Annotated in this window: 22 protein-coding genes and 5 pseudogenes; 12 read left to right on the forward strand and 15 right to left on the reverse strand. The window is 70.2% G+C overall.

What is annotated here, in order from left to right; all coding sequences use genetic code 11:
• Window positions 1–58 precede the first annotated feature (58 nt).
• Complete coding sequence (locus ACTWQR_RS32475; RefSeq protein ID WP_443230783.1) at window positions 59–1,255, forward strand: RNA-guided endonuclease InsQ/TnpB family protein; 1,197 nt, start codon at window positions 59–61, stop codon at window positions 1,253–1,255.
• A gap of 3 nt (window positions 1,256–1,258) precedes the next feature.
• Here ACTWQR_RS32475 and ACTWQR_RS32480 read toward each other — a convergent pair.
• Window positions 1,259–2,287: pseudogene (locus ACTWQR_RS32480) on the reverse strand (serine hydrolase domain-containing protein); the annotation flags it as partial.
• Window positions 2,288–2,751: 464 nt separating this feature from the next.
• Window positions 2,752–5,565 (reverse strand): helix-turn-helix transcriptional regulator, encoded by a 2,814-nt coding sequence (locus ACTWQR_RS32485; RefSeq protein WP_443230784.1) that lies wholly within the window; start codon window positions 5,563–5,565, stop codon window positions 2,752–2,754.
• Window positions 5,566–5,743: 178 nt separating this feature from the next.
• Here ACTWQR_RS32485 and ACTWQR_RS32490 point away from each other — a divergent pair, with 178 nt between their 5' ends.
• On the forward strand, window positions 5,744–7,420 hold the full coding sequence (locus ACTWQR_RS32490; protein ID WP_443230785.1) for an FAD-binding protein: 1,677 nt from the start codon (window positions 5,744–5,746) through the stop codon (window positions 7,418–7,420).
• Window positions 7,421–7,441: 21 nt separating this feature from the next.
• Here ACTWQR_RS32490 and ACTWQR_RS32495 read toward each other — a convergent pair whose 3' ends face one another.
• From ACTWQR_RS32495 to ACTWQR_RS32530, 8 genes are all read right to left on the reverse strand, one after another.
• Entirely contained in the window at window positions 7,442–7,666 is a 225-nt protein-coding gene (locus tag ACTWQR_RS32495; RefSeq protein WP_443230786.1) for a winged helix-turn-helix transcriptional regulator, read from the reverse strand.
• Window positions 7,653–8,246, reverse strand: a complete 594-nt coding sequence (locus ACTWQR_RS32500) for an antibiotic biosynthesis monooxygenase family protein (protein WP_443230787.1) — start codon at window positions 8,244–8,246, stop codon at window positions 7,653–7,655. The genes ACTWQR_RS32495 and ACTWQR_RS32500 overlap by 14 nt, the downstream gene beginning before the upstream one ends.
• 3 nt (window positions 8,247–8,249) lie before the next feature.
• Window positions 8,250–9,110 (reverse strand): helix-turn-helix transcriptional regulator, encoded by an 861-nt coding sequence (locus ACTWQR_RS32505; RefSeq protein WP_443230788.1) that lies wholly within the window; start codon window positions 9,108–9,110, stop codon window positions 8,250–8,252.
• A 143-nt stretch (window positions 9,111–9,253) separates the two neighbouring features.
• On the reverse strand, window positions 9,254–10,687 hold the full coding sequence (locus tag ACTWQR_RS32510) for an aldehyde dehydrogenase family protein (RefSeq protein WP_443230789.1): 1,434 nt from the start codon (window positions 10,685–10,687) through the stop codon (window positions 9,254–9,256).
• 224 nt (window positions 10,688–10,911) lie between these two features.
• On the reverse strand, window positions 10,912–11,253 hold the full coding sequence (locus tag ACTWQR_RS32515; RefSeq protein WP_443230790.1) for a hypothetical protein: 342 nt from the start codon (window positions 11,251–11,253) through the stop codon (window positions 10,912–10,914).
• 96 nt (window positions 11,254–11,349) lie between these two features.
• Window positions 11,350–12,069 carry an alpha/beta fold hydrolase gene (locus tag ACTWQR_RS32520; RefSeq protein WP_443230791.1) on the reverse strand — a complete coding sequence of 240 codons (720 nt, stop codon included), beginning with the start codon at window positions 12,067–12,069 and terminating at the stop codon, window positions 11,350–11,352.
• A gap of 145 nt (window positions 12,070–12,214) precedes the next feature.
• Window positions 12,215–13,165 (reverse strand): alpha/beta hydrolase, encoded by a 951-nt coding sequence (locus ACTWQR_RS32525; RefSeq protein WP_443230792.1) that lies wholly within the window; start codon window positions 13,163–13,165, stop codon window positions 12,215–12,217.
• A gap of 112 nt (window positions 13,166–13,277) precedes the next feature.
• Window positions 13,278–14,069, reverse strand: coding sequence for a DUF427 domain-containing protein (locus ACTWQR_RS32530; protein ID WP_443230793.1), 792 nt, complete (start codon window positions 14,067–14,069; stop codon window positions 13,278–13,280).
• A gap of 198 nt (window positions 14,070–14,267) precedes the next feature.
• Here ACTWQR_RS32530 and ACTWQR_RS32535 point away from each other — a divergent pair, with 198 nt between their 5' ends.
• The 3 genes and pseudogenes from ACTWQR_RS32535 to ACTWQR_RS32545 form a co-directional block, all read left to right on the forward strand.
• Entirely contained in the window at window positions 14,268–14,738 is a 471-nt protein-coding gene (locus tag ACTWQR_RS32535; protein WP_443230794.1) for a carboxymuconolactone decarboxylase family protein, read from the forward strand.
• Between the two features lie 189 nt (window positions 14,739–14,927).
• Window positions 14,928–15,734 (forward strand): annotated as a pseudogene (locus tag ACTWQR_RS32540) (MFS transporter); the annotation flags it as partial.
• Window positions 15,735–15,736: 2 nt separating this feature from the next.
• Window positions 15,737–16,052 (forward strand): annotated as a pseudogene (locus tag ACTWQR_RS32545) (2-oxo acid dehydrogenase subunit E2); the annotation flags it as partial.
• A 97-nt stretch (window positions 16,053–16,149) separates the two neighbouring features.
• Here ACTWQR_RS32545 and ACTWQR_RS32550 read toward each other — a convergent pair.
• From ACTWQR_RS32550 to qcrB, 3 genes are all read right to left on the reverse strand, one after another.
• A complete protein-coding gene (locus tag ACTWQR_RS32550; protein WP_443230795.1) occupies window positions 16,150–16,686 on the reverse strand; it encodes a GNAT family N-acetyltransferase in 537 nt (178 codons plus the stop codon).
• Between the two features lie 174 nt (window positions 16,687–16,860).
• Window positions 16,861–17,703 carry an alpha/beta fold hydrolase gene (locus ACTWQR_RS32555; RefSeq protein ID WP_443230796.1) on the reverse strand — a complete coding sequence of 281 codons (843 nt, stop codon included), beginning with the start codon at window positions 17,701–17,703 and terminating at the stop codon, window positions 16,861–16,863.
• Between the two features lie 156 nt (window positions 17,704–17,859).
• Window positions 17,860–19,479, reverse strand: a complete 1,620-nt coding sequence (gene qcrB, locus ACTWQR_RS32560) for a cytochrome bc1 complex cytochrome b subunit (protein ID WP_443230797.1) — start codon at window positions 19,477–19,479, stop codon at window positions 17,860–17,862.
• Window positions 19,480–19,724: 245 nt separating this feature from the next.
• On the opposite strand from qcrB, the pseudogene ACTWQR_RS32565 reads away from it, so the two are divergent.
• Window positions 19,725–20,209 (forward strand): annotated as a pseudogene (locus ACTWQR_RS32565) (SDR family oxidoreductase); the annotation flags it as partial.
• 148 nt (window positions 20,210–20,357) lie between these two features.
• Here ACTWQR_RS32565 and ACTWQR_RS32570 read toward each other — a convergent pair.
• The gene (locus ACTWQR_RS32570) at window positions 20,358–20,624 is read right to left on the reverse strand and encodes a WhiB family transcriptional regulator (RefSeq protein ID WP_443230798.1); all 267 of its coding nucleotides are present in this window, start codon (window positions 20,622–20,624) and stop codon (window positions 20,358–20,360) included.
• Window positions 20,625–20,978: 354 nt separating this feature from the next.
• Here ACTWQR_RS32570 and ACTWQR_RS32575 point away from each other — a divergent pair.
• Window positions 20,979–21,892 (forward strand): annotated as a pseudogene (locus tag ACTWQR_RS32575) (sigma-70 family RNA polymerase sigma factor).
• A 7-nt stretch (window positions 21,893–21,899) separates the two neighbouring features.
• Here ACTWQR_RS32575 and ACTWQR_RS32580 read toward each other — a convergent pair.
• A complete protein-coding gene (locus tag ACTWQR_RS32580) occupies window positions 21,900–22,772 on the reverse strand; it encodes an RNA polymerase subunit sigma (protein ID WP_443230799.1) in 873 nt (290 codons plus the stop codon).
• A 268-nt stretch (window positions 22,773–23,040) separates the two neighbouring features.
• Between ACTWQR_RS32580 and ACTWQR_RS32585 the strand changes: the two genes are divergently transcribed.
• The 5 genes from ACTWQR_RS32585 to ACTWQR_RS32605 all read left to right on the forward strand — a co-directional run bounded on the left by ACTWQR_RS32585 (window position 23,041) and on the right by ACTWQR_RS32605 (window position 26,537).
• Window positions 23,041–23,475 (forward strand): cupin domain-containing protein, encoded by a 435-nt coding sequence (locus ACTWQR_RS32585; protein WP_443230800.1) that lies wholly within the window; start codon window positions 23,041–23,043, stop codon window positions 23,473–23,475.
• A gap of 206 nt (window positions 23,476–23,681) precedes the next feature.
• Entirely contained in the window at window positions 23,682–23,933 is a 252-nt protein-coding gene (locus ACTWQR_RS32590; RefSeq protein WP_443230801.1) for a hypothetical protein, read from the forward strand.
• A gap of 212 nt (window positions 23,934–24,145) precedes the next feature.
• Complete coding sequence (locus ACTWQR_RS32595; protein WP_443230802.1) at window positions 24,146–24,667, forward strand: hypothetical protein; 522 nt, start codon at window positions 24,146–24,148, stop codon at window positions 24,665–24,667.
• A gap of 198 nt (window positions 24,668–24,865) precedes the next feature.
• Window positions 24,866–25,750, forward strand: a complete 885-nt coding sequence (locus tag ACTWQR_RS32600) for an RNA polymerase subunit sigma (RefSeq protein WP_443230803.1) — start codon at window positions 24,866–24,868, stop codon at window positions 25,748–25,750.
• A gap of 181 nt (window positions 25,751–25,931) precedes the next feature.
• Window positions 25,932–26,537: a hypothetical protein gene (locus ACTWQR_RS32605; protein WP_443230804.1), complete on the forward strand. Its 606-nt coding sequence runs from the start codon at window positions 25,932–25,934 to the stop codon at window positions 26,535–26,537.
• Window positions 26,538–26,754 lie beyond the last annotated feature (217 nt).

The following is a 26,754-nucleotide window of genomic DNA, read 5'->3' on the forward strand; positions in this document are numbered from 1 at the left end:
TCCCAGTGCCCTGACCCGCAGGTTTGATCTCTACCTGCCGCCTGGCTAGCTTGTGCGCGTGGCCGTGAACCGTGTGAAGCGGGCGTTCAAGTACCGCTTCTATCCCAGTGATGCGCAGGCGGCGGAGCTGTCGCGCACGTTCGGGTGTGTGCGCAAGGTCTACAACCTGGCGCTCGCCGCCCGCACGCAGGCGTGGGCGCGGCAGGAACGGGTCGACTACAACGCCACCTCGGCGATGCTGACGGCGTGGAAGAAGACCGAGGAGCTGGCGTTCCTGAACGACGTGTCGTCGGTGCCGCTGCAGCAGACACTGCGCCACCTGCAGACCGCGTTCACCCACTTCTTCGCCAGACGGGCGAAGTACCCGCGTTTCAAGTCGCGCAAGACATCGCGCAAGTCGGCGGAGTACACCACCAGCGGGTTCCGTTTCCGCGACGGCCGGCTGACCCTGGCGAAGATGGCGGACCCGCTGGACATCGTGTGGTCCCGGCCGCTGCCCGACGGTACGGAGCCGTCGACGGTGACGGTGTCCCAGGACGCGGCCGGACGCTGGTTCGTCTCGCTGCTGTGCGAGGACCCCCATGTCACACCGCTTCCCGCCACCGACAATGCGGTCGGAATCGATGTCGGCCTTCACCATCTGCTGACCCTCTCCACCGGGGAGAAGGTCGCCAACCCGAGGCACGAGCGCCGCGACCGCGCCCGGCTCGCCATGGCCCAGCGCAAACTGTCCCGCACGGCCAAGGGCGAGGGAACCAACCGGGCCAAAGCCCGGCGCAAGGTCGCCAAGGTCCACGCCCGGATTGCCGACCGGCGCCGGGACATGCTCCACAAGCTCACGACTCGGCTCGTGCGTGACAACCAAACGCTCGTGATCGAGGACCTGACCGTGCGCACCATGGTCAAAAACCGCACGCTGGCCCGGGCCATCTCGGACGCGAGCTGGGGCGAGTTCCGCTCGATGCTGGAGTACAAGGCTGCCTGGTACGGGCGTCAAGTGATCGTGGTGGACCGGTTCTTCCCCTCCTCCAGGCTGTGCTCCGTCTGCGGCAGTCTGCAGGACAAGATGCCGCTCAGCGTCCGCACCTGGGCGTGCGGCTGTGGTGCGGTCCATGACCGGGACGTGAACGCGGCGAACAACCTTCTGGCCGCCGGGCTGGCGGTGTCTGTCTGTGGAGCTGGTGTAAGACCTCAACGGAGTTCTCCGGGCGGGCAGTCGGCGACGAAGCAGAAAACCCCACGGCGCGAGCCGTAGGAATCCCCTCTCGTTCACGAGGGGGGAGGAAGTCAAGCTGCGTCTGCCGTCGCCCGTGGTGAAGGCGTAGGTGTAGTAGCCCTGGACGGTGCCGGTGTGGCCGTAGACCGTCACGCCGCAGGACAGCTTCCTGCCGCGCAGTCCCAGCCCGTAGGACTGGGTGCCGTCCGCGTTCACCGGGACCATGCTCATCATGGCCTGCAGTTGCGGCCCCGGAACCAGCTTGCCGGTCACCACGGCGCCGAAGAACCGGTTCAGGTCCGCCGCACTCGAGATCACGGCTCCGGCGGACTGGGCCCGGGAGGCGGTCTGCTCGGTGGAGTCCACCAGCGGCAGCGTGGCGTCGTCGTCACGGACGTAGCCCCGCTCGTAGGCGCCGGTGAGGGTCGTTCGCGGATGCACGTACGAGGTGTTCTTCAGGCCGAGCGGCTGGAAGATCCGCTGATCGTAGTGCGTGGCCATCGGCACACCCGTGACGTGCTCGATCAGCTCGCCCAGGACCACGAAGTTGGTGCTGGAATAGCTGTAGGCGGTCCCCCGGCGCGTTGGTGGGCTGGTGTGCGGTCGAGAGGTCAATGAGTTCCTGGTACGTGAACACCTTGTTCCGGACCGCCTCGAAGCCAGGAACAGTGTGATAGAACATGTCATTCGTACAGTCCCACAGGCCGCTGCGGTGGCTCAGCAGATGCCGCACCGTGATCCGGTCGTCCGGCAGCGGCTCGGCGAGGTAGTCGTTCGTGGGCGCGTCGAGGTCGATGCGCCCCTCGGCGACGAGTGACATCAGCACGACGGTGGTGAAGCCCTTGGTGACGCTGCCGACGCGGAACCTGCGGTCGGCGTCCATCGCAGTGCCGGAGGCGGTGTCCGCCTTGCCCGAGGAGACCCGGTAGCGGACGTACCGGAGTCGATACGGGTGAGCGCGCCGGGCGCTCCGTCGGCCATCGCCTGCTTCTGGACGGCCAGTACGCCCGCGACCGACGGGGCGGGAAGGGTGGTTGTGGGGGCGGCGCCCGCGGTACTCGCGTTCCTGATACGCGTCCAGTTCCTTCTGACGTGATCGAGTGGAGACGCTCACGGCACGGCACCCAGGCAGAGGCGGTCCTGGCGGTCGATGACAGGCCGGAGAGCGCCGGACGCAACGATAACGGGCACAGTGTGGAGAACCACAAGGTGAGGGAGATGTTGTCAATGGCGCAACCTGGGCTGATGACTTGGGTGTTCGCCAACTTCCGTCAGTGCCTGCTGGGTTGGGGTACGGAGAGGTGGCCGGCAGGCGGGCGGGTTCGGTCGTCGTCTGCGGGCCGGTCGCGGGCATGGGGAACTCCTCATCGTGGAAGGGCGCCCGTCGAGGGCGTGGTTCCACCCTCGCCGCGGGACACCGGCCCCCGCGCCCTTGCTTCCCGTGGTGGGGTCCGTGGGACCCGTTGGACCCTTGTGGGCCGCTCGTGGAAGCCCGTAAGACCCGTGGTCGAGTCCGTGGGCCCCCGCGGCCGGCGTCAGGCGCTCCGCATCGAGTCCTCGTCGTCGAGGTCATCGGCCGGGGCGTCCCCCAGGACACCGGGCAGCGCGCGACGTGAGTTGATGCCGAGCTTCACGTACACCTTGCGCAGGTGCCACTCCACGGTGTGCGGGCTGATGAACAGCTCCGCGCCGATCTTCGCGTTCGTCATGCCGTCGGCGGCGAGCGCGGCGACCTGGAACTCCTGGGCAGTCAGGGCGCTGCTCGGCCTGTCCTCCCGCACCCTGACGTGCCCGCCGGTGGCGAGCAGTTCGCGGCGGGCCCGCTCGGCGAAGGCGTGCGCACGCATGCCGTCGAACATCTCGTGAGCCGTACGCAGTTGTTCCCGAGCCGACGAGCGGCGCTGCCTGCGGCGCAGCCACTCGCCGTACAGCAGGTGGGTGCGCGCCACCTCCACGGCCACACCGCCGCGCTCGAACTCCTCGATCGCGGTCCGGTACAGCCGGTCGGCCGCGTCGCCGTCGGCGAGGAGTGCCTGCCCGCGGGCGGCGGCGCCGCGTGCCCATCCGGAGTCGGCGAACCGGGTGAGCTCGATCAGCCGGGCCAGCGAGGCGCGGGCCTGGTCGAGTTCACCGCACCGGGTGGCGGCCTCGACGTGTTCCACCAGCGACAGACCGGTGAAGTTGAATCCGTCGTGCTCGATGCCCGCACGCGCGGCCTCCAGCGCCTCCTCGTAGCGCCCCAGGCCGTTGAAGAGCACTCCCTGGATGTAGCCCGTGGCGCCCAGCAGGGAGACCTCGCCGCTCTGTTCGGCCCGCTGTCTGGCTTCCTCGATGATGCCGACGGCGACCTCCGCCTCGCCGCGCCACGCGGCCAGGACCAGGGTCGCGTACTTGTGCGGGGCGTGGCCCGTCGCAGTGGTGAGCGCGTCGGCCTCGTCGATCATCCGGTCGGCCTCGGGGAAGTCTCCGTAGTGGATGTGCACTCCGCCGGCGTAGATGAGGGCCGGGGGCAGAGCGCCGAGCGCTCCGACGTCGCGGGCCAGGCGCACTGCCCGGCCCGACAGCGCGTCCCATGCGTGCAGGTCCCAGGCGTAGTGAATGAACGCTTCCAGTGCGACCGGGACCAGCAGCAGCCAGCGCATGACCGCTTCCCGGGTCCCGAGTTCCTCGTGCACGAGCAGGTCCAGCGCGCCCTGCAAGGCCGGGACTCCGGTCTCGTACCCGTCCGCGAGAAGCGCGGCGACGCCGTCGAGGAGACGGTCGGCGGCCACCGAACCGGAGGGGGGCGCCCCTGAGTTGCGGGCAGCGATCGCTGCCGCGCGGGCGCCGGTCGGGCCGTGGACGCGGCCGGCGAAGATGGTCGCGCTGATCGCTTCCAGGTATGTCTCGCGTGCCAGCGGCGATCCGGCGGCAGTGAACTGCGCGGCGGCCTCCAGCAGCAGAGGTGCCGCCTCGTCGCTGCGGCTGCGGGCGAAGAGGATCCGGGCCCGCAGGCGCGCCAGCCGGGCACGGTCCAGAGCGCTCAGAGGACACAGTTCGGCCACCGTCGCGAGTTCGGTGGCCCGGTCGGGCGCCGCGGCCGAGAAGTGTGCCTCGGCAGCCGCGAGGGCCCGGCGGCCGCGCGCCCACGCGTCCGGTGTCACCTCGGCCGCGCGCTCCAGCAGCACCGCCTCGGCAGCGATGCCGCCGCGCTGCCGTGCGCGGTCGGCGGCCTGCTCAAGGCCGGCGGCGACGTCCTCGTCCGGCCCGTCGGTGGCCTGGGCGGCATGCCAGGCGCGCCGGTCGGGGTCCAGCACCGGGTCCGTGACATCGGCCAGCGCCCGGTGCACCGCTCGGCGTTCCTCGGGCGTGGCTCCCTGGTAGACAGCGGAACGGACCAGCGGATGCCGGAACCTGACGGACTCCCCGAACTCGATCAGACCGGCCGCCTTGGCCGGTGCCGCGTAGGGAACGATCTCGAGCTGGCCGGCCGCGCGCACCAGCAGGCGCGCGTCACCGACCGGTTCGGCCGCGGCGATCAGCAGCAGGGTGCGGGTCGCCGCCGGGAGGGAACCGATCCGGCCGGCGAAGTCGCGTTCGACGCGGTTCGCGACCGGCCCGTAGGCGCCCGGCCGGGCCGACGAGTCGAGTCCGTAGGCCAGCTCGGCGGCGCTGCGACCGCGGGAGAACTCGAGCAGCGCGAGCGGGTTGCCGTCCATCTCCGTCACGAACCGGTCCCGGACCCGCTTCTCCAGCCGGCCGCCGACGACGGATTCCAGGAGCTGTCCGGCCGCAGCGGTGTCCAGACCTTCCAGCCGAAGGGTGGGCAGGCCGTTGAGGGCGGCCCCGCCCTCGGGGTCCCGCACCGAGAATGCCATGGCGACGGCCTCGGCGAGCAGTCGGCGTGCCACGAACTCCAGCGTCTGCAGGGACACTTGGTCCAGCCACTGGGCGTCGTCGACCAGGACGAGTACCGGCCGGGTCTCGGAGGCCCGGGTGAGCAGGGTCAGCACGGCGAGTCCGACGAGGAAACGGTCGGGGGGATCTCCGGCGGCCATGCCGAACGCCACGCGGAGGGCGTCGCGTTGAGGTTCCGGAAGTTCGTCCAGTTCGCCGAGGAACGGTGTGCACACCTGGTGCAGGCTGGCGTAGGGCAGCTCCATGTCCGCCTCGATGCCGTTCGCCCAGGTCACCTTCACCCGCGACGCCTGCGCGGCCGCGTACTCCAGCAGCACCGACTTCCCCATGCCGGCCTCGCCGCGGACCACCAGGATGCGAGGCCCGCCTTCGCTCAGCCCGGCCAGCAGGTCCTCGAGCGCCGCGCACTCGCGTTGCCGGCCGACCAGGTCGGGAAGCGGGCTGGCGATCATACGACGCGGCTCCTCGGGACATCTGGGGACGAAAAGGCCCCACAACATTGTCGGAACAAGCCTTGTAACGATATCCGGGACGCCTCACACCCTGTGTGTCCGTTGCCTGTGACAGTCTCCACGTCCGGAAATCCTCGGGAGGTGTCACAAAAGAGCCCGCTGTCCGGTCGACCTGCCGATGATCTCGCCCGTCGCCCGCCGCAGGAGGTCCCTCGTGTCATCGCTCGGACACCAGCTCGCCACATCCGTGCTCGTTGTGGGAGCCGGTGGATCAGCCCTCCGCGCGGCCATCGAGGTCGCGGAGGCCGGTGTCGCGGTCATCGCCGTGGCCAAGCGCACGCATGCCGCTGCCACACCTCGTCGGGACTCTGCCGAAACGCTGCGGGAGGGCCGTCTGTTGGCCGATCCCCGAACCGCCCAAGTCGTCGCCCGCTACGCGGAGCAGGGCTTCCAGGACGTGGGACGCTACGGCCCGCGCCGGTCCGGCCACCCGTACGACAGCGCCGCGTTCACCGGCGAGCATGCCGGGCCGGGGATGCACCGGGCACTGCAGACCCGCGCGGCGGAGCTCGGCATCCCCGTCCTCACCGGCGTGTACGTCACCCGGCTGCTGGTCGACGACGGAACGGTCTTCGGTGCCTACGGGTTCGACCTCGCCGACGGCTCGCGCTACCTCGTGCACGCAGACTCCGTGATCCTCGCGGCCGGAGGGCACACCCGCATCTGGCGGCGCACGTCGTCGCGCCGTGACGAGAGCGGCGGCGACGCCTTCCGCCTCGCCGTCGAGGCGGGCGCCCGGTTGCGCGACCCCGAGCTGGTGCAGTTCCATCCCCTCGGTCTGGTCGGGCCGGAGCACGCGGCCGGCCTGCTCGTCGACGACGCGGCACGCGGTGAGGGCGGAGTGCTGCTCAACAACCTCGGTGAACGGTTCATGGCGCGCTACGACACCGAGCGCATGGAGCGCTGCAGCCAGGACAGGGTCGCCGCGGCCGCCTACACCGAGATCAAGGAGGGGCGCGGCACCCAGGCCGGCGGGGTGTGGCTCGATCTGTCCCATCTCCCGCGCGAGACCGTCCTGACACGGCTGCCCCACGTGCACCAGACCTTGCTGGACGTGCAGACACTCGACATCACCCGTGATCCGGTCGAGGTCACGCCGACCGCTCAGTATTCGCTGGGCGGGGTCTGGGTGAGACCCAAGGACCACAGCACCGATGTCAACGGGCTCTACGTGATCGGGGAGGCGGCCGGCGGACTGCACGGCGCGAACCGGCAGGAGGAGAACTCGTTGATCGGACTCCTCGTCCACGGCCGGATCGCGGGCCGGGCCGCGGCGGAGTACTCGGCCCGGCTCACCGTGCAGCAACGCTCCCCCGCGGCGGTGCGCGCCGCGGAGAGTGACGTGTCCCGCCTGCTGGCTGCCAACGGCGACCAGAACATCCGCGCCCTGCTGCGCTCGGTGCGCCACCTGATGACGGAACACGCCGGCGTCGTGCGCGAGGAGGCCGGTCTCGCCGCCGGGCTCGCCGGACTCGCCGAGATCGAGGCGCGCACGGCTCACGCCGGGATCCACATCGACATCGGCGGCTTCCAGGACCTCGCGTACGCCTACGACCTCAGGTCCACCCTGCTCGCCGCGCGCGCGACACTGGAGTGCGCACGGGAGCGCAAGGAGACACGGGGCAGTCACCACCGGTCCGACCACCCCGATGTCGACCCCGACCTGACGGTCACTCTGGTGTGGTCGCCGGCGACCGGGGTACGGCGCGAGCCCGTCCCGCCCACCCCCACCCATATCGCCGAGTTGGTGCGGGACGTCTCGGCCCACGCCGGGTCACCGGAGCAGAGACGGTGACCCCGGGAGAAGGCGTCCGGCTCAGTTCTTGCCGCGCCGCGGGGCGGTCGGCGTCTGCGGCAGGTGACGGGACGCCCACCCGGCCAGTTCGCTGAGGATGAGCATGAGGGCCGTTGCGTCCGGGGTGAGGCGGTGCCGGACCATGACCGGCGGTCCGGGCTCCACCTCGCGCACGGTGAGTCCCGCGCCGGACAGTTCGGAGAGGCGCTCCGAAAGGACGGAGTCGCTCGGGCTACCGGGATTCATGTCGCTCGGTGTACGTCATCCTCTCCGTCCGTGCCCGCGGCCTCGCCGCCGGACCGATGGCCGGCTTCGACGCCGCAGGGATCGACCAGGAGTTCTTCCCGGACGGCGACTGGCACTGCGTCCTCGTCGTGAACATCGGCCATCCGGCCGGTCCCCCGCAGTTCGACCGCATGCCGCGCCTCGCGCACGAGGACGCCGTCGCCTGAGCCGAGACGACGGGCACCGGGTCAGGACGGTTCGAGTGGACGACCACGCGGTAGCCGGCGGGTTCCGAGGTGATGTGGAGACCGGGATCGTCGAACATCCGCTGCAGCGAGGAGAGCCACTCAGGGTCGGCGGTGGCGCGGTCGAGGGCGAGGCCCGAACTCCAGTCGGCGATGTGGACGAACCGCACCTCGGGCGTGTCGGCGAGTGGCCGGTGTAGACGGGAGCGGAGAAAACCGGGCTGGTGCGCCATGATCCCGGCGTTCTCCCGGTAGACCTCGATGAAACGCTCGGCTTCCTCCACCGGCACGCTGTAGCTCTTGATCACCGTGACCGGACCGTCGACACCGGTCTTCGCGTCCAAGGACTGACTCATACGCTAACGACCGGGCACGGCCCGGTTCTGTGACAGGTGATCGGGGAGCAGGGACAGCAGGCGCAGATTGGTGTGGCTCTCTGTTCCCGGTGTGGCGGTGTAGACGACGAGCCGTTGGGACTGGTCGGGGTCGACGAGTGTCTGGCAGTGCAGGTCCAGCGTCCCGAGCTGGGGGTGGAGAAAACGCTTGGGAGCGCAGGCGGGCCCCAGTACGGGACGCTTCCGCCAGATGTCGGCGAACTCGGAGCTCTTCTCGATGAGCGCGTCCACGAGCTCGGCGGCCCGCGAGTGCGCGCCGTCGCGGGTGTAGGCACCGTGGAGATCCGCCACCATCAGACGGCTCTGCTCCGTGTGCTCGCTCTCCGGGCGGATCAGGCGGGAGGCGGGGTCGGTGAACCAGCGGTAGTGGGCGCTGCGGGTCAGTCCGGTGTACGCCGTCGCGTCGCCCAGCAGTGCCACGGCCGGACGTGTCTGCTTCAGTGTCTCCCCGAGGTGGTTCATCACCAGGGCGGGGGTGTCCTCGAGCCGGTCCAGGATGCGCATCATTCCCGGATCGACATGGTCCTCCCTCCGCACCCGGCGCGGCACGGCATGCCCTCCGAGCCGGAAGAGGTGGTCCCGCTCCTCCAGGGACAGGCGCAGGCCGCGGGCCAGCGCGGCGAGCATCTGCTCGGAGGGGTGGGGGCCTCGTGGCTGCTCGAGGCGGCTGTAGTAGTCCGCCGACATGTCACAGAGTGTTGCGACCTCCTCGCGGCGCAGTCCTCCGGTGCGCCTGCGGCGCCCACGGGGAAGGCCGACGTCCTCCGGCTGGAGCGCCTCGCGGCGGGCCCGGAGAAAGGCTGCCAGAGCTGCTCGGTCCGCCATCGCTGTCCTCTCTGCCGGGAGGTGCGTCGTCCTCACCTTTCGGCCAGGTGAACGATGCGATCAGGACGATGCATTCCCGTGCCACGGTGTGTTCCGCTGCCGCGGGCCGCGCTGTCAGCTCCGTGCGCCGACGCCGGGCCGCCTCACCGCGTGATCGCCTTGGTCTCCAGGAATTCTTCGAGCCCGGCACGGCCCATCTCCCGGCCGTTGCCGGACTGTTTGTACCCGCCGAAGGGCGCCTGGAAGTTGTGCTGCCCGCCGTTGACGTCGACCTGGCCGACGCGCAGGCGCCGGGCGATCGCCATGGCGTGCTCCTCCTCACCGGACACCGCGCCGTTGAGCCCGTAGATGGTGCCGTTGGCCATCTCGACGGCGTGGTCGTCGTCGGCGTAGGGGATGACCACGAGGACGGGGCCGAAGATCTCCTCCTGGGCGATGACCGACTCCGGGTCGACGTCGGCGAAGATCGTGGGCCTGACGTAGGCGCCGGTCTCCAGGCCCTTGGGCCGGCCGGGGCCGCCGACCACGAGCGTGGCGCCGTCGGCGACGCCGCGGCGGATGTAGTCGTCGACGCGGCGGCGCTGGGTCTCCGAGGCGAGCGGGCCGATCCGCGTGCCCTCGTCGGTGGGATCACCGACGACGTACTCCTCGGCCGCTGCCCGCAACTTCTCGACCACTGTCTCCTGAAGCCCCTCGGGCACGAGCATCCGCACGTAGGCGCCGCAGGCCTGGCCGGCGTTGGCCCAGGCGAAGGCCAGACCGCGGGTGACGGCAGCGTCGAGGTCGGCCTCGGGAAGGATGATGTGGGCGGCTTTGCCGCCCAGTTCGAGGGCGACCCGCTTGATGGTGCCGGAGGCGGCCACCGACACGGCCCGGCCGGCCCGAGTGGATCCGGTGAAGGAGATCATGTCGACCTTCGGGTGCCGTGCGAGTGCCTCGCCGACGGCCGGTCCGGTGCCCTGCACCACGTTGAACACACCGTCGGGCAGGCCGGCTTCGGTGGCTATTTCGGCGAACGTCCGCGCGCTGAGCGGGGAGAGCTCCGACGGCTTGAGGACGACGGTGTTGCCCGCGAGCATCGCAGGGACGACCTTGGTCACGAGTTGCTGGAGCGGGAAGTTCCACGGAGTGATCGCGCCCACGACGCCGATGGGCTCGCGGACGACGAGCGAGTTGTCCACCACCGACGTCCACTCGAACTGCTCGGCCGCCGCGATCGCGGCCAGGATCGAGGCGACCGGGAAACCCACCTGCGCCTGCCGGGAGAAGCTGATCGGCGCGCCCATCTCCTGGGTGATGGTGGCCGCCAGTTCCTCACGGTGCTTCTCCAGGCTCTCGGCCAGGCGCCGCATGACGGCCGCCCGCAGCTCCACGGACGTCGACGCCCACCCGTCGAACGCGGCGAGCGCGGCACCCACCGCCAGGTCCACGTCCTCGGCCGTGCCCTCGTGGAACGTGGCGACGACCGATTCGTCGGCGGGATTCACCACATCGATCAGCGGCCCGGAACCGCGCACGGCACGGCCGTCGATCCAGTGGGACGGAGCGGGGAAGGGAACCGTGTGTTCTTCGTTCATGCCGCCAGGGAACACCGGTCGCCGCACGGCATCCATGCCCTCTCAGACCCATGATCCACGTCACTCCCCGGTCGCGACAGCGCCTCACCGCGACGGCATCGACCGCCGGAGCTGTTGTTACCGTGCCCCACCCCTCGCCATGGCCGCCTCCCGCGGCCACGACATCCCCGGCGTTCACAGTGCCTGGGGCCGGCTCCAAACCGCCGCTCTTCCCAAGGCTCGGGTCAGGGACGCGAGCTCACGAGGAGCACCGTGCCCACGAAGGTCAGCAGGGTCAGGACGGCCACAGCGATCATCAGCCGGCGCATCCAGCGCAGGAAACGCCGTTGACGGGCCGAGTCGGCCTCGGCGACGCTGTCGGCGATGTGCTGCGTCACCACCCCGGCGACGTACTTCTGCTCGTCGAGGTACCACTCTTCGATGTCCCTCTTCTGCTGGTGGGTCAGCCCCACCGACTGCGCGATGAAGGCGGCCACGCGCTGACGGGCGGCACTGAGATGAGCCTCCCGGTACAGGTAGGCCTCCATGTCGGCCAGCCCGCGAGCGGCTTGCTCTTCCGTGCTCATAGATGCGCTCCCGAAGTCGGCGGCCCGGCGCCCGGAGCGGAGCCGGGCCGCGAGGACGGCGCGATGACTCGGACCGCGCCTCGGTACCACGGTGGCTCAACCGGTGGCCTGTACCGCCTCGTCGACCAGGCGGGCGACGTCACCGGGACGGGAGACGGCGACCGCGTGGGAGGCGTCGACGGTCACGACCGTGGCCTTCGCGCGTTCGGCCATGAAGATCTGTACCTGGGCCGGGATGTTGCGGTCCTCGGTCGCCACGAGGACCCAGGACGGAATGTCCCTCCAGGCGGGGGCGGAGGCCCCCTCGGCCAGCGCGGCGTCGGCCACGGGCCGCTGGGTGGCGGCCATGACCGCCGCGGTCTTCTCGGGGACGTCGGCGGCGAACTGCTGGTGGAACTTGCTCTCCTCGATGTAGAGATCCGCCACCCGGCTGCCGTCCGGAAGGGCGATCGGCACGGGGCGGAGCGTCTCCCCGAGGGTGCTGCCCGGGAACTTCCCGGACAGGGCGACCGCGCTCTCCCCTTCGTCCGGCAGAAAGGCCGCGACGAAGACGAGCGCCTTGACACGGTCGAGTCCGCGTGCGGCGTTACTGATCACCGAACCGCCGTAGGAGTGCCCGACGAGGACCACGGGGCCGGCTATGGACTCCACGAGCTGCCGGACGTAGTCGCTGTCCGTGCTCAGCCCGCGCAACGGATTGCTCGCGGACACCACGGAATGGCCGTGGGACTGGAGCCTTTCGACGACGCCGTTCCAACTCGAGGAGTCCGCGAACGCTCCGTGGACGAGGACGACGGTCGGCTTCTGTGCACTCATGAAAGGGGCCTTTCATTCAGCCGGTGGCATGCGGCCTGCGCCCTGCGCGCGCCATCGGATGGAGGGTTGTACTGGTTCGAAGGAGCGATCTTTCGGCGAGCGCGGAAAACAGAGATCGTTTTCCGCGCCTTTGCCGCGCACGGAATCAATTGGTGCCGAGGGCTTTGCGTAGCACGTGGACGGCCTGCTCGATCGCCGCGGTGGAAGACTGGGTTCCGCGGACCGGGTTCAGCATCATGAAGTCGTGCAGCGAGGCGTTGTAGCGGACGCTCGTGGTCGGCACACCGGCCTGGATCAGCTTGCGCGCGTAGGCCTCGCCCTCGTCGCGCAGCACGTCGTTCTCGTCGACGGCGACGAACGCCGGCGGCAGTCCCCGGAGCTCCTCCAGGGTCGCGCGCAGCGGGGAGGCGGTGACCTGGTCCCGCTCGGTCGGGTCGGTGGTGTAGGCGTTCCAGAACCACTCCATGGCCTTCGCGGTCAGGTGCGGCCCGTGGGCGAAGGTGCGGTAGCTCTCGGTGTCCTGCCCCGCGTCGGTGACCGGGTAGTACAGCGACTGGTGCAGGAACGTCACGTCGCCCCGCTGCTTGGCCAGGTGGGTGAGGGCGGCGCTCATGTTGCCGCCGACGGAGTCACCGGCGACGACCAGGCGGGAGCCGTCCAGCCCCTCGTCGGCGCCCTGGGCGGTGATCCAGCGGGCAGTGGCGTACGCCTGCTCGATGGCGACCGGGTACTTCGCCTCCGGGGAGCGGTCGTACTCGACGAAGGCCAGGGCGGCCTTCGCGCCCACGGCGAGTTCGCGCACCAGGCGGTCGTGGGTGCCGGCGTTCCCGAGGATCCAGCCCCCTCCGTGGACGTAAAGGATCACGGGCAGGACGCCCGTGCTGCCGACGGGCTTGATGATGCGCACCCGCACATCGCCGACCTCCGCGGGGACGGTGATCCACTTCTCGTCCACGTCGGGCTTCTCGACCGGTCCGGACTGGACGTCGTCCAGCAGCTTGCGGGCGCCTTCGACGCCCAGTTCGTACAGCAGCGGCGGCTTGGCGGTGGCGTCGGCGAATTCCTGCGCGGCGGGTTCGAGAACAATGTCACTCATGGCACGGTCCTTTACGGGCGGTGAGTTCGGGAGGTCTTTCCCTCCTATGAGACCGGGCCGGGAGTCATTGTGTGACAGCGCCGGGGAAAGGAATGTGGAATGCGCCCGCCGGTCACTGGTCGGCTGAAGTCCGGTTGGCATCCGCGGGCTTCGGCAGCAGAAAGCCGTCGATGTACAGGTTGACGTGCTCGTTGTAGAACGCGGTCAGGCCCGCGATGCGGTGGACGTGGGCGGTCGGGAAGTCGTAGGTCCAGGCGATGTCCTCGTGGGATGCGGCGTCACTGTCGAGGGACCAGTAGCTGCTCGTCGTCCCCTTGTACGGGCAGCGTGTGACCGTGTCCGAGTGGCGCAACCGGGTCCAGTCGATGGTCGCGGGGTCGAGGTAGTAGCGGGTCGGCAGGCCGGTCTCGAAGAGCTTGACGCAGTTGTCGGCCTCCGCGAGCACGACTCCGTCCAGCTCGACCCGGACCCTGCTGTTCGAACGCAGGGCGTCGACACGGGAGTAGGGGCTGCGGGGGTGCACGAAGACCGGCTCGTCCTCTTCGAGCCAGGTGTCCAATGCTTCCCACTCGAAACGCACGGTGTCACGCAGAGCGCCCGGAGCGCCCTCGCCCCAGACCCACGCCGCCCCTTCGCGGACCTCCGGTCCGACCTGAAGAGTGTGACGGTGCGCCGGGCCGGCACCGAGCTGCTCCATGTGTCCGTCGTCGCGGAGCTCGCCGTCGACCAAGTCCTCGACGGGGATGCTGAATTGCGGGTATGCCTGCCATTCCCACACGTACAGGGCACGGCGGGTGTCGAAGACGACCCGGCCGGCGACCGTCCCCCGGATGCGGCGCGGGACGGCTTCGACGTGCCCGATCGGGACGATGAGGCTCGGATGCAGAACACTTTCGGTTGCCATGGTGATCACCTTGTATTCGCTGACGGTGTGCTGTGATGCTATCGGGCTGTGTACGGCCGCCCGGACGTGGAGCGTGGTACCAACATCTTCACACGGTGCCCCACCGGGTATCCCGGTGCACCGGGACCCGCGGTGTCACAGATCCGGCAGGTTTCCGGTCAGTGGACCGTAACTGTTCCGCACCTGAGGAGATCCCCCGTGGAAGCTCGCATCAACTACTTCGGCAACGCGCTCGCCGGCAAGGTCATGAAGCACCTGAACTCGGCCGGGGCGGCGGTGCACTCGACCCTGCCGGTCGCCACTCAGGAGCTGGTGAAGATCCGTGCCAGCCAGATCAACGGCTGCGGCTTCTGCACCGACATGCACACCAAGGACGCCACCGCCGCCGGCGAGGAGCAGCAGCGGCTGAACCTGGTGGCCGTGTGGCGCGAGGCGACGGTCTTCACCGAGGCCGAGCGCGCGGCCCTGGAACTGACCGAGCAGGGCACGCGCATCGCGGACGGCTCGGCCGGGGTGTCGGACGATGCCTGGGCGAACGCCGCGAAGCACTACGACGAGGACCAGCTCGCGGCGCTGATCTCGTTGATCGCGGTCATCAACGCCTACAACCGCATCAACGTCATCAACCGGCAGCCGGCCGGCGGCTACAAGCCCGGCATGTTCGGCTGAGCCGACCGCTCCGGCCCGGCCGGACGCGCGGGTCCGTCACCCGGCCACCCCGGCCATCGGCCGGGCGACGGACACCGGCCGCCCGGTATCCGCCCGGTGTCCGCTCGCCCCGCTGCACCGACTGCCGCCGTCGCCCGGGTGACTCCCGCCCCGCCGGCCTGTGGTCACCAGCTGACGCCAGGACACAACATGATGCACTCTCCCGCCACGGACGGCGCCGCCCCTGTTCCCGTTCCCTTGCTCCGGATCGCCAGTGCCCGCGGCCGGTGGACCCTGCTGGCCACGGTGCTGGGATCGAGTGTGGTCCTGCTCGGCTCCACCGTCACCAACGTCGCGCTGCCGCGTATCGGCCGGGACTTCGGCGCCGATCTCGCCGTGCTCCAGTGGACGGTGAACGCCTACATGCTGGCCCTGGCGGGCCTGATCCTGCTGGGCGGTTCCCTGGGCGACCGGCTCGGGCGACGACGGGTCTTCGTCGTGGGCGTCGTGTGGTTCGCGGTCGCCTCGCTGCTGTGCGGTCTCGCCCCGAACGCCGGCACGTTGATCGCCGCCCGGGCCCTGCAGGGCGTCGGCGGCGCGCTGCTCACCCCCGGCTCGCTCGCGATCATCGAGGCCTCCTTCCACCCGGACGACCGGCCGCGCGCGATCGGCCTGTGGTCCGGCTTCGGCGGGATCGCGGCGGCCCTCGGACCGTTCCTCGGCGGGTGGCTGGTCGACGGCCCCGGCTGGCGGTGGACGTTTCTGCTGAGCATCGTCCCGGCGCTGCTGTGCGTGCCCGTCGCGCTGAACCACGTCCCGGAATCCGTGGGCAGGCTCCGCGAGGACACGGTGGTGGCCACCGGCGCTGGAGGCCGGGGGCGTTGGGCTTTCGACGTACCCGGCGCCGTCCTGGGCGCCCTGGCGCTCGCCCTGACCACCTACGCGCTGACCGCGGCACGCCACGGTGGTCCGGTGGCCGTCGCCGCGGCAGTCGGCGGCGTCGTCTCCGGCGCCGCGCCCCGGTCGTCAAGGCGGCCGGGGACCTGACGGTCGCCGGGCCCGCGGCGGGCACCTCACTCCCGACGACGTGACGGAAGCGACGTTCACCGTCTCCAACACCGGTTCGCGCGGCGCGCTGTTCGACACCGTCACCGTGCCGCCGAAGGAGGCCGCGATCCTGGGCCTGGGCGCGACGGTCAGGCGGTCGTCCGCGACGGCGACGACGAGGTCATCGGCATCCGGGACCTGGTGCACCTGTCGTTGTCGTACGACCACCGGCTGGTGGACGGGGCGGACGCGGCCCGCTACCTGACCTCGGTCAAGGCGATCCTGTAGGCCGCGGCGTTCGAGGACGACCTGTACGCCGACACCGTGGCGTAGGAGAAGGAGCGCTGGTGCGGCCCTGCCACCGCACCGGCGCAGGCATGTGGTGTCATCCGCCCTTGCCGCCCTGCGGACACCGGCCACAGAACCGTGGCCGGTTCGCCCGCTCCGTGCGGAGGTCGGCGAGGTCCCGGGCCCGCGCCCAGGCGGTGACGGTGTCGCCTTCCTCCGTGCGGTGCACGGGAACGTCCGCGTGGCGCAGGATGGCATCGATCCGTTCGTCCCCTGCCAGGAAGAGACCGTAGAGGGTCTCCCCGCCGCCGCTGAGCGCGTGCCGCGCCAGACGTCGCAGGAGACAGGTTCCGAGTCCGCGGCCCTGCCAGGAGTCCTCGACCAACAGCGCGGCCTCCACGGCCGAGTGGTCCGGCATCAGATGTCCGACGGCGACGAAGCGTCCGGTGACGTCCAGCACGGCCAGGTGGACCGAACCGGGGCGGGTCAGCAGAGTGGGTAGGTAGGTGCGGGGGTCGGGCATCGCCCGGTGGTAGCGGCTCCACAGGGTCTGCGGTGAGCAGCGGCGGTGCAGCGCTACGGTTCGGGCGAGGTCGGCGGGGCCTATCGGTGTGATCCGCGGTTCGCGGCGCATGAGCTTGTCCTTGCACATCCGGGGCCGGTGCGGGAGGTGGCCCGCCGGAGCGTCGGCCGGTTGAGCGGGTCGCGGACACCTGACCGGCCGCACCGGCCGGGTGTGACATCGCGACGAGCCGTGCGGACGGGCTCGCGGCAGCGCGCCCGTCCGCTCAGGACCCGTCTGGCGGTGTCAGCGCACCAAGTGAGCGGCGTCCTCGATGACCTCGGTGACCTTTCCGGGCTTCGAGACGCTCACCGCGTGGGAGGACCGTACCTTCGAGGTGTGGGCGTGGGCCCGCTGGGCCATGAACTCCTGGGCCGCGGGCGGGATGTTGAGGTCCTGTGTGGCGACCAGGACCCATGAGGGGATGGTCTTCCAGGCCGGCTCGGCCGCGCCCTCGGCCAGGGCGGCGTCGGTGACCGGCCGCTGCGTGACGGCCATCAGGTCCGTCTTGTCACGAGGCACGTCCGCCGCGAACTGGTGGCGGAACCTGTCGTTGTGGATGTAGAGGTCGTTGACCTGGGAGCCGTCGGCGTTCGTGGTCGGCACCGGCCGCAGCGCGTCGCCGAGCGTGCTGCCGGGGAACTTTCCCGACAGCTCGACCGCGCTCTCGCCCTTGTCCGGGAGGAAGGCCGCGAGATAGACCAGCGCCTTGACGTTCTCGTTGCCGGTGGCCGCGTTGCTGATCACCGAGCCACCGTAGGAGTGCCCGGCCAGGACGATGGGCCCGTCGATGCCGGCCAGGACATCCTTGAGGTAGGTGGAATCGCCGCTCAGGGAGCGCAGCGGATTGGCGACGGTGACCACCGGGTACCGGTCGTGCCGCAGCTTGCGGATGACGTCGTTCCAACTCGTGGAGTCGGCGAACGCGCCGTGGACCAGGACGACGGTGGGCTTGGGTGCCTCGGTGGCGGCGCCCTTGTCGGCGGCGGCCGGGCCGGTCGTGGTGACGAGCAGCCCGGCGAAGATGCTCGCGGTGGCGAGGGCTGTGAGAGCGGTGTGGGCCCGGCTGGTGCGGGAGGTTCGGTCCATGTCGATTGCCTTTCGGACGGGATCGGTGATCGGTGCCCGCGTCTCCCGGACGGGAAGCGGGTGGTGGTGGAGGCCGACGAGATCTGAGTGGCCGTCTGCCGGGGTGCTGGTGAGGCCGCTTCGGCCACGAGGACGGCGCCGATGCCGCCGCGCGGCTCAGGGCCGATGCCGCCCGGTGAGCTCCTTGTGCTCGGCCGGCGAGGGTTTGGGGATCTGGGTGCCCGGGCCGTAGAAGGCACGGCTGAGCGCGACGCGCAGGCGCCGGGTGCGGGCGGGCGCGGAGCCGTCGGGGTCCCGGTCGGGCCCGCCCTCCAGGGGCCGGTACTGCTCGTGGGCGGTGAGAGTGTGCAACCGCGCCTGGTCGAGGGGCTCGTGGACCTCGACGTACTCGCCGTGCGGCAGTCGTTTGATGACGCCGGTCTCGCGCCCGTGCAGCACCTTGTCGCGGTCGCGGCGCTGCAGGGCCAGTGCGAGACGCTTGGTGATCACGAAGGCCAGGACCGGGACGACGAACAGGCCGACGCGCACGGTCCACGTCACTGAGTTGACGGAGACGTGCAGCCTGGTGGCTATCACGTCGTTGGCGGCGCCGATGAGCGCCACCACGTAGACGCTGAGCCAGGCCACCCCCAGGGCGGTCCGCACGGGGCGGTTGCGGGGGCGGTCCAGCAGATGGTGGTCACGGTCGTCGTCCGTGACCCAGGCTTCCAGGAAGGGGTAGGCGCCCATCGCCAGGAAGAGCAGCATCCCGCCCAGCAGGGGCAGGAGGTTGTCCAGGGCCAGGGTGTGGCCCCACAGGTCGATCTCCCAGCCGGGCATGACGCGCAGCAAGCCGTCCGCGACGCCCATGTACCAGTCCGGCTGGGATCCGGCGGAGACCTGGTCGGGGCGGAAGGGGCCGTAGTCCCACACGGGGTTGATCTGGGCCACGGCGGCCATGAAGAAGATCACGCCGGCTACGAAGCAGAAGTAGCCGGCGGACTTGACGGCATGAACCTTGAACGGAAGGCCGACGACGTTGTTCTCGGTCCGGCCCGGCCCGGCGTACTGGGTGTGCCGGTGGCGTACGGCAAGAGCCACCTGGCCGACCAGCAGGATGATCATCAACCCAGGGATGACCAGCGTGTGCAGGGTGTTGAAACGGGCGATCAGGTCCTCACCGGGGAACTCACCGCCGAAGAGGAAGAACGACAGGTAGGTCCCGACGACCGGGATCGACAGCAGAGTGCCATTGACCACCTGCAGGCCGGTTCCGGACAGCAGGTCGTCGGGCAGGTCATAGCCGGTCAGGCCCGCGAACATGGCCAGGACGAGCAACAGGAACCCCAGTACCCAGTTCAGTTCACGCGGCTTGCGGAACGCGCCGGTGAAGAAGACCCGCAGCAGGTGCACGAACACCGCGGCGACGAAGACCAGTGCCGCCCAGTGATGAGCCTGGCGGACGAGTAGACCGCCGCGGACGTCGAAGGAGATGTGCAGGGTCGAGTCGAAGGCCTGGGACACCAACTGACCCCGCAACGGCGCGTACCGGCCGTCGTAGATCACGAGGTCGGCGGAAGGGTGGAAGTAGAGGCTGAGGTAGACACCCGTGATCAGCAGGATGACGAGACTGTAGAGCGCGATCTCGCCGAGCAGGAACGACCAGTGGTCCGGGAAGACCAGGCGGCGCGCGGAGCGAGTCAGCCCCCGCAGGCCCGTCCGGCTGTCCACCCACGTGGCGAGTCTCTCTCCGCCGCGCCCCCGCTCCGGCTCGGCCGGCCGGCTGTCGTTGCCCATCTCGTCACCATTCGTTTCTGCGTCGCACCCCGGGGCTCGCCGTCTCTGGTCCCGCATCGGGTCAGCGCACAGCGGGCACGACGGATCCGATTCGTCCAGAACTGCACTGCCTGCACTGACCGCACTGTTCAGGTGCATTCATAAACTGCTGTCCCAATCAAGACCGGCGAGACGGCAAAGGTGTGACACCGTCGCGTGGCCCGACGTCAGCATGTGACGACGTTCTCCAGCACCTCACCAGTGCCACCCACCACGTGGCACTGTCCGTCGTCGGTACGGAGCGGCTCCAGGAAAGCGGCTACTTCCGTGCCAAGCAGGCGCAGGAGGAGCTGACCAAGGACTCGGGCATCCCGTACTCCATCGTGCACGCCACGCAGTTCTTCGAGTTCATGAAGGGCATCGCCGAATCCGCGACCGACGGCGACACCGTCCGTCTGGCCCCGGTCAAGATCCGGCCCGTCTACTCCGACGACGTGGCCGCGACCGTGGGCCGCACCGCCGTCGGCACCCCCGTCAACGGGGTGGTGGAGGTCGCCGGTCCCGACGTTTCCGGCTGGACGAGCTGATCGGCAAGGGCCTGGCCGCCCAGAACGACCCGCGCAAGGTCGTGTCCGACGTGCACGCGCCGTACTTCGGTGCGGAACTGCAGGAGACCACGCTGCTCCCCGGCCCGGACGCGCACATCGCGGAGACCCGTTTCGCCGACCGGCTCGCGCAGCAGCAGGGCTGAGTCATCACCGGGCAGCCGGCACTGGGGAGCCTGCTGCCCCGGGCCGGGGCCTGCCGTGCGCACCGCGTCACGGCGGGTCCCTTCCGTTCACCACAGACTTCAGGGTGGTCCCGTTCCCGGGACCACCCTGACATCGTTCGCGCCGCGCTCACGCAGCCGCTTCCCTCGCCGTCGGCCGACGCATCGTCCGCGGTGGCATGGCCCGGCGCTCTCCTTCCGTCGTACCGCCCCAGATGCCCTCGACCGGGCCCACGTCGACGGCCCACGACAAGCACTGCTCCGCCACCGGGCACCGGCGGCAGACGGCCTTCGCCTCGTCGATCTGAAGGGCTGTCTGGCCACTCCTGATGTTGCCTACCGGGAAGAAGAGATCCGGGTCTTCTCGTAGGCACAGGCTCCCGTCGCGCCAATCCATGGAACACCTCCTGAGTGTGGAACGAACACTGTTCGGGGGTGGCTCATCACGTGGGGGGAAGCATGGGGAAAGTGGCCGGCAGCGCGCCGCCAGCTCCCACGCGGGTGGCAGAACGCCACCACCCTTCACTGGGAAGGACCGATGGATCGGCACATGTGTGACATCGGCGCCGGGCCGGCGGCGGATCGTGAAGTTCTGGCACAAAGTGCGTCGCGCACCTGTAACGAAGCGTCCGCGTGCTCGGTCTCTTGGAGCGGAGGTGTCCCGCGGGAACGCGCACCCGGCGCCCGGGCGGTCCCGGCGTGCGCACTGCCTCCGTCAAGAACCGGCAACAGGAAACGGAGAGCGAAGGACATGCATCCAGAGGCGATCCCCGTGGAGGGCGACCTGCATGAGGCCGTGTCCGTCTTCGTGAAGCTCCGACCGCGTCTCTTCGGCATCGCCTATCGCGTGCTGGGCAGTGCGGTGGAGGCCGAGGACGTCGTCCAGGAGGTGTGGCTGCGGTGGCAGCACACCGACAGGGCCGTGGTGGTCAGTCCCGTGGCCTTCCTGTCGAGCGCCACCACACGACTGGCCATCAACGTGGCCCAGTCGGCCCGGGTCCGCCGCGAGACCTACATCGGTCCGTGGCTGCCCGAACCCATCGACACCAGCGACGACCCGCAGGCCGGTGCCGAACGGCCGGAAGCGCTGGAACTCGCCCTGCTCCTGGTGCTGGAGAAGCTCCCCCCGACCGAGCGTGCCGCCTACGTGCTGCGGGAGGCCTTCGACTGCTCCTACCCGGAGATCGCACAGATTCTGGGGCTCAGCCCCGTCAACGTGCGCTAGATCGTGAGCCGGGCCCGCAAGCACCTCACCGAGGACCAGCGGGACAGCGTCGAGCACGGAAGGCTGCTCGATGCGTTCGTCACTGCCGCCCGACAGGGGGATGTCGCCTTGTTGGAAGTGCTGCTCACCTCGGACGCGGTCAGTCTGTCCGACGGGAACGGCATGCGCGGGGCGGCCCGCGTCCCGGTCTTCGGTCGAGCCCGCGTGGCGAACCTGTCGACCGCCTATCCGCGGTTCTGGCCGACGGTCGAGGTCGAGGCGGCCGAGGCCAACGGTCGCGGCGGAGTCGTCCTGTACCGCGACGGCCGGGCCTCCACCTTCATGACCGTCGCGGCCACGCACCGGGCATCCATCACGTGATGTGGGTCTTCAACCCGAGCAAGATCGCCGCTCTCCGCTCCTGCTCGGGCTCGCTCGAGGTGGCCTGCAGCTCTCTCTGACAGGCAGTCAAATGCCTTCAGGGGCAGGACTGTTCCAGGAACGCAGCTTGTCGGGGTTGAGGACTGCCCAGATCTGGGCGACACGGGAGTGGACCAGGTCGAGGGTGATCACGGCGGCGACCCGCTCGTCGTAGCGGGCGACCAGTCCGGTGCGTCCGTTGACCGGCCAGGTGTCCACGGTGGTCCGCGGCCGGGCGGAGAGCAGGGTGAGCAGGCTCCGGGCGACGTGTTCGTCGCCGGTGACGGGCCTGGTGGGCGCGCGGACCTTGCCGCCGCTGTCGAAGTACGCGGTGACCTCGTCGGTCAGCAGTGCTCTGAGACCGTCGTGGTTCCCGTCGGCGCACGCCTGCCGTACGGCGCGCGCGATCTCCTCCTGCCGACGCGGCGATGGCGGTCGGCCGCTTCGGGCGCGCAGACCCTGCCGGGCCGTGACCGCCGGGTCGGCGCCGACCGGCACCGGTCGCACCGCGCCGCCCGGTGCCGTGGACGCGGACGCTCCGGAGACACCGTCGAGCACGAACGCGGATCTCTGCGCCGGTGACAACGTGTCCACCGCCCGCAGCAGCACCTCGCTGACCTCGCCCTCCAGCCCGTCCTCGCGCGGTGCCCGGCGGCGCGCGGAACCACGCGCGTCACCGTCCGGACCGAGCGGGGCCAGCCGTGCCAGCGACAGGCCGCCCACGACGTGGGTCAGCCAGGTCCGCGGCGTCCGTATGCGCGACCGCTCGCCGTCGGAGAGCCCGTACCACTCCCGGTACGCCTCGTCGGCGACGCGCTCGGCCGTGACCCGGCTGCCCAGGATCCAGTGCGCGACCTCCACCAGGTGCCGCCGCTCGTCGAGCAGTTCCGCGAGCGGCATGGCGTCACCGATGTGCTCCATACCGACTCCCCCTTCCGCGCGGCCCTGCCGCCGCCGCGGCCGCGTCGCACGGAACGTTACCCGCTGGGTCCCGCTCCCCCGGTCGGTGAGCCCGCCGCATCGAGAAGTGGGAGAGATGCTGACATCTCTGCAACGAAACACACTGTCACGTCGACCTGCGGCCTTCTGTCCCACTCAGTGGCAATATAGTGTGTCGTGTGTACAGGCTGCCCATGGAGTCTCCTTACTCCGGGCCGCTCCTCACACTCACGTTCCGAAGGGAATCATCATGCGCACTTCAGCACGTGCCACTGTCGTCGGAGCCTCCCTCATAGGGCTCTCGCTCGTTCCGGGAGCCGCCCAGGCCACCCCCGGCGGCCCCGGTGTCAGCGGCAAGGTCCTGGCCCAGCGGACCGTCGGCGACACGGACTACATCCTCCGCGAGATCACCATTCCTCCCGGCCAGGCGACCGGGTGGCACTACCACGACGGCACCCTGTACGCCTACGTCAAGCACGGCACCCTGAGTCACTTCGACGCCTCCTGCACGTCCGACGGCGTGTACAAGAAGGGCAGTTTCCTGAAGGAGCCGTCGGGCGCGGATCACGTGCACATCGGCGAGAACCGGGGGGCGACGGACGTCGTCCTGGAGGTTCTCTACGTCCTGCCGCACGGCGCCCCCTTCTCCCAGGACGCTCCGTCCCCCGGCTGCGAACTGCCCTAACGCGGCAGCTGTACGACGGCTGTCACAGCTCCCGTCACTACCCGGTCAATGCGGTATCGACGGCTCGCGGCGGTCTCTGCCCCGGGCCCCGCGGCGACGAAGGAGCAGCATGGCAGGGACACATACATCAGCCGCCTCCGAGCGGCCGCTGGTCCCGAGAAGCCCATCCACCGGACTTCCGACGCGGGTCGAGGGGGGACGCGCGGATGACTCGAAGCGCTGACCGCCGGACCGATCCCGCCGCCGTCGCCGTCTCGCTGGCCGCGCAGGCCGCCGTCCTCGAGGGACGGCTGGGTGTGCTCCGGGAGGCGATCGACGAGGTGGACGCCCAGATCCACGCGGTGTCCGAGAAGATCAGACGGCTGCCGCGGTCCGTGGCCGGATCCGGCGACACCGAGGCACCGGCGGACGAAGGGAGCGACACGGGGCTCACCCCCTCACCGACGGGCCGTCGCTGACGGCCCGTGCGGGCGGATCGCACCGATCAGTAAGGCCGGCACCCCGCCTCCGCAAGAAACGGTGTGTCCTCCGTGGGCCTGCCCACTCTGTTCTCGTACCGGCGGGGCCGCTGCATATGATGTGCGGCAGCATCCCCCGGTGCCGCGCCGGATGGCGGGCCGTGACATCGAGCGGTCCCGCCAGGACAAAGGGTTGAGGACGAGAGGAACCCATGGTCTCCGTGACCCCGACGGCTCGCACCATCGAGAGCACTGCCGAGAGTCTCCAGGAGGACCTGACCCGGCTGGAGATCCAGAAGCAGGCGCTGGAGAGGGAACTGGCCGCGGTCACCGCCCACCTCGGTTCCGTGCAGCGGGCGCTCGACGCCCTTCAGGCCCTCATGCCCGGCGCCGGCCCGGCCGCCACGCCCCCCGGTCCCGTGGACGCGCCCTCCCCGGCGAAGCCGAAGCCCGCGCGAGCTTCGGCATCCGCCGCTCCGGCCGACGAGCCCCCGGCCAGGGCCGGCGGGAGCGACGACGCCGGTAAGACGTACGGCAAGCTCACGGAACAGATCCTGGCCTACTTCGCGAAAGCCGGAGACGCCGAAATCCGCGCCCGCGACGTCGCGTCCGCTCTGGGACGCGACACCGACAGCGGCAACATCAACGCCGTCCGCAGCACACTCGACCGTCTGGTCGGCGCCTCGCGCGTCCAGCGGGTCGGCCGCGGGCTCTACCGCGCCGTCAAACCCTGATCCGGCCTCCGGGCTCCGAGGGCTCCTCGCTCCGGCGTGGTTCGCCGTAGGACATCGGCTGCTGAAGTACGGGGCGGGGCTCTCCACGTAGGTCCAGGCGGATGTCACATGATCCCCGTCTGGCCGGTCTGCTCTGCAAAGAACGCTGCGGCCACGCGGTGGTGGGGCGTGGCAGGGTGCAGGAGGAAAGGACGCCTCATGGGGCACACCGGTGACACGGTGCCGATCGCTGATCTGCTCGACGAACGGCGGCACCTGCTCGACGTCGCCTCCTGGATGCTGGGCACCGGTCCCGAGGCCGAGGACGCCGTCACCCATGCCTACCAGCGGTGGTACGGCCTGACCGACGCCCAGCGGACGAACATCGCCGAACCGCGCACCTGGCTGACCAGAACCACGGGCGCCATCTGCCTGGCCCGACTGCCCCTGCAGAGAGGCTCGTCCGCGGTCGCGGGTGAAGCCGCCACCGAGATCGACCGGGCGCTGACGCAAGAGATCAGCGACGTCCTGCTCGACGCGCTCAACACGCTGTCGCCGGCCGAACGGGCCGTGTTCGTCCTCGACGACGTCTTCGCCGTGCCGCCGCAAACGGTCACGGTCGTGGGACAGCCAGCCGACGCAAGCGCCGAACTCGCCGATTACGCCCGCCACAGCCTGCGCGGGCCCCGGGTACATGCCACGACGCCCCCACAGCACGACCGGATCGTCCACGCCGTCCGGGGGGCCTGCGCCACTCTCGACGCCGCGCGTCTGGACTCCCTGCTCGCCCCCGACATCAGCGCGTTCTTCGACGGTGGCGGCAAGGTCCGCGCCCTCCCCCGACCAGTGCACGGCAGCCGGCACGTGGGCCGCGCCCTGCTGACCCTCCTCACCCCGCGCCCTCACATCACCCTGCACGTGCGTCCGGCCAACGGCCGCACCGCGATCGTCGTACGCCACCGCGACCAGGTCGCCGCCGTCATCAGCTTCGGCATCGCCCGACATCTGGTCACCCACGTGTGGGCCGTTCTCAACCCGGACAAGCTGCGTTCCTGGAACCGCGGCCTCGCTGCGGCCGTCGAACGCGGCGCACAAGACGGTTGACCCGCCGATGACGCACGCACCCGTTGCGCTTTGCCATGACAGTGGCAACAATCGGTGCACAAGTCCTTCACCATCCATTGCTGCATCTTCATCACAGTGCCGGCTGAGATCCGAACGCATCGTTCCGGCGCATCGCAGCTGGACGGGGGCGCGGCACCTGAGTTGAGGATGAGAGGGAGACATGGTTTCGGCATCGCGCACGGCACGCACCATCGAGAGCACCGCTGAAAGCCTCCAAGGGGATCTTGACCGCCTGGACTTGCAGAAACGGTCGCTGGAGAGAGAACTTGCCGCCGTCGCCGACCATCTCGAAACCGTGCGCCGAGCCGTGCACGCCCTGGAAAGCGTGATGACAGGCCCGGCGGACACGGCGCCCGCAGCGGAAACCGTCGACCCGAACCGGCGCTCTGCGGCACCGTCGACACGGACAAAGGCGGGCTCGGGCACGGGCCGTGCGGCTCCTGTCGGTTCCTCTGCCGACGCCCGGGCGGCCTCGCGGCCGCCCGGGCGCGACGAGATGGCCGGGAAGCGGGCTTCCCGTTCGAAGAACACCTCCCGCTCGAAGAACGACGCGGATCGCACGTACGGCAAGCTGACCGAACAGACCCTCAACTACCTTTCACAGGTCGGTGACACCGATGTGCGCGCCCGCGACGTGGCAACAGCGCTGGGCCGCGCCACCGACAGCGGGAGCATCAACGCCATCCGCAGCACGCTCGACCGTCTCGTCGGCACGTCCCGGGTCCAGCGCACTGGCCGGGGCCTCTACCGTGCCCAGCAGCCCTGAGCGACAGACCGAAAGGCCAGGCCATAGCCCCGGACGCCGTTTCGCGGGGGATCGAGGGCGTCCGGGGCTATGGCACCCGCCCGGTTCTGTGCAGCGGGTGCGACAGCGTTCCCGACGCCTTCGTGGAGTGCGCCTCGACATCGGAAACACTGTATTCACCCTACCGCCCTTTGACACACCCAATGACACTGTTGGTTCCCGGGAAGTGATGCGATCC

The sequence above is a fragment of the Streptomyces sp. 2A115 genome, from assembly GCF_052245575.1.
Lineage (GTDB): Bacteria > Actinomycetota > Actinomycetes > Streptomycetales > Streptomycetaceae > Streptomyces.